The sequence below is a fragment of the Streptomyces sp. NPDC005899 genome (assembly GCF_040629645.1).
Classification (GTDB): Bacteria; Actinomycetota; Actinomycetes; order Streptomycetales; family Streptomycetaceae; genus Streptomyces.
In genome coordinates, this window is sequence record NZ_JBEXWB010000430.1 from 1 (window position 1) to 4591 (window position 4591).

Sequence of the window (4591 nt, forward strand, 5' to 3'; positions counted from 1 at the left end):
CACCCAGGAGTGAGCGGGCGGTCGGCCGGCGGGGCCGGGGACCGGCGGCCTCCGGCCGGCGCGCCTGGGGCCGGCCGCCTGGTTTGCCGCCCGGCCCCCGCCCTGGTTCGCTGGTAAGGGCGGCGGACGACGGAAAGGCCCGTGTCCCGTCCGCGGGGCGGAGGAAGGGACAGCGTCATGTGCCGATGGCTCGCGTACGCGGGTTCGCCCGTCCTGCTGGACGACATCCTGTACAAGCCGGCGCACTCGGTGATCGACCAGAGCCTGCACTCGAAGCTCGGCGTCGAGACCACGAACGGCGACGGCTTCGGTATCGGCTGGTACGAGCCGGGGTGGGGGGACGCCGCCCCGGCGATCGTGCGCGACATCGGCCCCGCGTGGAACAACCGCAACCTCCGGGAGATCGCCGGGCACGTCCGGTCGCCCCTGTTCTTCGCCCACGTGCGGGCGTCCACGGGGACCGCGGTGCAGCAGTCCAACTGCCATCCCTTCCGCCGCGGCCGGTGGATGTGGATGCACAACGGCGCGGTGGCGGACTTCGACCGGCTCCGCCGGGAGATGTGCCTCGCGGTCGACCCGGCGCTGTTCTCGTCCATCGAGGGCTCGACCGACTCCGAGGTGCTTTTCTACCTGGCCGTGACGTTCGGCCTCGATCACGACGTACCGGGCGCGGTGGCGCGCATGGCCGGATTCGTGGAGCGGCTGGGCAAGGACCACGGCGTCGAGTACCCCCTCCAGATGACGATCGCCGTCTCCGACGGCCGGCGGCTGTGGGCCTTCCGCTACTCGAGCCGGGGCCGGTCCCGTTCGCTCTTCTACAGCACCCGCGCGGAGACCGTGCGCACGCTGCACCCGGAGATGGCCCTCATGCGGGAACTGTCGGACGACACCCGGCTGGTGGTCTCCGAGCCCGTCGGCGACCTGCCGGGAGTCTGGAACGAGATGCCGGAGGCCTCGTACACGGTCGTGCCCGCGGGGGACGGTGGTGACCACATGCCGTTCGTCCCGCAGCCCGTGTGAGCCTTCGGGCGGCGCGTACAGGTGTGCCGTGCCGGCGAGCCGGCGGGCCCTTTTCCGTCCCCGGGCCTGACGGGCCCCGGGCGGGGTAGGCGAGCGGGCGACGGGTCACCCCTCACCGTGCCCGCCGCCGCGCCCGAGGGCCCGGCGGGGGAGCCTCCACCGCCCCGCCGGGCCCGCTCCGGGTGCGAAGGGGGAGGAGGGAACCGAGGATGCGAAGGGTGGCGAGCCGTACGACGGCACCGTCGTACCCAGAAGCGACAGCCCGAGGGAGACGAACACCATGGCGCCCGAGCGATCCTCATCCTCCAGCACAGCCTCGCGAGACCCGGGCCTCGCCCGGCCGGTGGCCGCACGAGCGGGGTGGAGCGAGGTGGACGTGCGGGCGGTGGACACCGTGCGGGTGCTGGCCGCCGACGCCGTCCAGAAGAGGGGCAACGGACACCCCGGCACCGCGATGAGCCTCGCCCCCCTCGCCTACCTGCTCTTCCAGCAGGTCATGCGGCACGACCCGGCCGACGACCAGTGGCTCGGCAGGGACCGCTTCGTCCTCTCGTGCGGCCACACCAGCCTCACCCTGTACATCCAGCTCTACCTCGCGGGATACGGCCTGGAGATGGAGGACCTCGAGGCGCTGCGGACGTGGGGGTCGGCGACCCCCGGGCACCCCGAGTACCGGCACACCCGGGGCGTGGAGATCACCACCGGCCCCCTGGGCCAGGGGATGGGCGCCGCGGTCGGCATGGCGATGGCCGCACGGAGGGAGCGCGGGCTGCTCGACCCGGACGCCGCGCCCGGCACGAGCCCCTTCGACCACCACGTGTACGTCGTCGCGTCGGACGGCGACATGATGGAGGGCGTCGCCTCCGAGGCCTCGTCGCTCGCCGGCCACCAGCGGCTGGGCAACCTCGTCGTCTTCTACGACTCGAACCACATCTCCATCGAGGACGACACCGACATCTCCTTCAGCGAGGACGTCCCCGCCCGCTACGCCGCCTACGGCTGGCACGTGCAGACGGTGGACTGGACGCGCACCGGTGACTACGTCGAGGACGTGGACGCACTGCTGGCCGCGATCGAGGCGGCGAAGGAGGAGCGGGACCGCCCGTCGCTGATCATGCTGCGCACGATCATCGGATGGCCGGCGCCGACCAAGAGGAACACCGGCAAGGCCCACGGCTCCGCGCTCGGCGACGACGAGGTCGCCGGCACCAAGCGCCTGCTGGGGTTCGACCCGGGAGCCTCCTTCGCGATCGAGGACGAGGTACTCGCCCACACCCGGGCGGTGGGGGAGCGCGGCAGGCAGGCCAGGCAGCGCTGGGAATCCGGTTACGAGGACTGGCGGACCGCCCACCCGGACCGGGCCGCGCTGCTGGACCGGCTGCGCGAACAGAGGCTGCCCCAGGGCTGGACCGAGGCGCTGCCGGTGTTCCCGCCCGACCCGAAGGGCATGGCCACCCGCAAGGCGTCGGGCGAGGTGCTCACCGCGCTCGCACCCGTCCTGCCCGAGCTGTGGGGCGGTTCCGCGGACCTCGCCGGCAGCAACAACACGACCATGAAGGGCGAGGCGTCCTTCGTCCCGGCCGACCGTCAGACCGAGGAGTTCCAGGGCGGCCCCTACGGCCGCACCCTGCACTTCGGCATCCGGGAACACGCGATGGGCGCCGTGCTCAACGGCATCGCCCTGCAGAGCCTCACCCGCCCCTACGGCGGTACGTTCCTCACGTTCAGCGACTACATGCGGCCCGCGGTGCGCCTGGCCGCCCTGATGAAGCTGCCCGCGACGTTCGTGTGGACCCACGACTCGATCGGCCTGGGGGAGGACGGCCCGACGCACCAGCCGGTCGAACACCTCGCGGCCCTGCGGGCGATCCCGGGGCTGGACGTCGTCCGCCCGGCGGACGCCAACGAGACGTCGGTCTGCTGGCGGGCGATCCTCGAACACCCCGACCGGCCCGCCGGACTCGTCCTGACCCGCCAGAACCTGCCGGTGCTGGACCGAGGGGACGGGTCCTTCGCCCCGGCGGAGGGCGCGGCGCGCGGCGCCTACGTCCTCGCCGCGGAGCCGGGGGACGGCGTCCCCGACGTCATCCTGGTGGCGACGGGCTCCGAGGTGCACATCGCCCTGGAGGCACGGTCGCTCCTCGCCGCCGAGGGCCTCTCCGTACGGGTCGTCTCCATGCCCTGTCACGAGTGGTTCGCGGCCCAGCCCGCCGCCTACCAGGACGAGGTGCTGCCGCCGGGGGTGCGCGCCCGGGTCAGTGTCGAGGCCGCCGTCGGCCAGGGGTGGCGCGAGGTGGTCGGTGACGCCGGCCGGATCGTGAGCCTCGAGCACTACGGTGAGTCGGCCGACTACGAGCGGCTCTACGAGGAGTTCGGCTTCACCGCGGAGGTCGTCGCCGCCGCCGCCCGCGACAGCATCGGCGACGCGGCCGCCGCACCCGTGCCGGGCGGCCGTCGCGCCGACTGAGACCGGGCCCGGTCAGCGCATCTGGCGCCGGACCAGCTGATGGAGCCGCCCGCCCGTGTCCGCGAGCAGTTCGGCGGGCGGCCCCTCCTGGACGACCCGGCCGTCGGACATCACGACGACGCGGTCGGCGTCCAGCACCGTGGACAACCGGTGGGCGATCACGACACGGGTGGCCCGCAGGGACCGGGTGCTCTCCATGACGGTGCGCTGGGTCTCGTTGTCGAGAGCGCTGGTGGCCTCGTCGAGGAACAGGACGCGGGGCCGCCGGATCAGAGCCTGGGCGATCATGAGGCGCTGGCGCTGCCCCCGCGAGGTTCACCGCCCCGAGCGTTCCCGCCCGCACCACGACCGGCCCGATGCCGGACAGCACCCGGCGGATCGGACCGACACCCATCGCCGCGCTCGCCAGTTCACCGGTGGAGCGCTCGGTGAAGAACCTCGCCGGCAGCCGCAGCAGCCGGTCCCACACCGCGGGCTGCGACGTGCTCTCGATGCGGCCCTCCATCCGCAGGATGGTCAGGTTCTGCAGCAGTGTGAAGGCCGCCGAGACGACGCCGGCCACGATCACGGCCAGCGAGACCTGCACGATGAGGGACGTCTGCGCGTTCGGCACGTACACGCGCGTCGTCGTGCGGTTGCGGGCCACCGGTACGCAGAAGCTGCGGGCCGACAGCGCGCAGGCTTCAGCAGGCCAACCTCTGCGCGGGCGGATCATCTCCTCCACGCCCGGCTACCGGTGGTCCTCGGCCCAGGGCCCGCTGCAAGTGCGTCCATTTTCTGGCTGCTATTTCTTCACGAGCTTCACCGAATGTGTTCCGGTCGCCCGCGGACCGCCTTGCCGCAACGGGGGCACATCCTGCTCAAGTGATCGCGGAACCGGCCTGGACCTGCTGCTTTGTGACAATTGCGGTGCCAGTGTGCGCAAGCCGTGTGCAGGTTCTCCCCCCATGTTCTTGTGCGGCGGTCGTGTGTGTTATCCGTGGGCGGTGGGTGAATGCGTGGAGTTTCTTTCCGTTCGTTGTGCGCTCCCGTCACACCGCCTGCGGACATGTGGGGGAACGGTGCCCTCGGGCCGCACGAGAACATGGGGGGAGAACCTGCACA

General features: G+C 72.4%; 2 protein-coding genes and 1 pseudogene. 2 read left to right on the forward strand and 1 reads right to left on the reverse strand.

Features of this window, described 5'->3' with window-relative positions; translation table 11 throughout:
* The first annotated feature begins 177 nt into the window (after positions 1-177).
* Together ABZ371_RS29215 and tkt are read left to right on the forward strand one after the other, a co-directional pair.
* A complete protein-coding gene (locus ABZ371_RS29215; protein WP_358685144.1) occupies positions 178-1020 on the forward strand; it encodes a class II glutamine amidotransferase in 843 nt (280 codons plus the stop codon).
* Positions 1021-1300: 280 nt separating this feature from the next.
* Positions 1301-3487, forward strand: a complete 2187-nt coding sequence (gene tkt / locus ABZ371_RS29220; RefSeq protein WP_358685146.1) for a transketolase — start codon at positions 1301-1303, stop codon at positions 3485-3487.
* Positions 3488-3499: 12 nt separating this feature from the next.
* Here tkt and ABZ371_RS29225 read toward each other — a convergent pair.
* A pseudogene (locus ABZ371_RS29225) lies at positions 3500-4103 on the reverse strand (ATP-binding cassette domain-containing protein); the annotation flags it as partial.
* Positions 4104-4591 lie beyond the last annotated feature (488 nt).

Excerpts from the sequence above, each read along its gene's own strand:
- ABZ371_RS29215 (WP_358685144.1), top strand. The coding sequence starts at position 178 with ATGTGCCGATGGCTCGCGTACGCGGGTTCGCCCGTCCTGCTGGACGAC.
- tkt (WP_358685146.1), top strand. The coding sequence starts at position 1,301 with ATGGCGCCCGAGCGATCCTCATCCTCCAGCACAGCCTCGCGAGACCCG.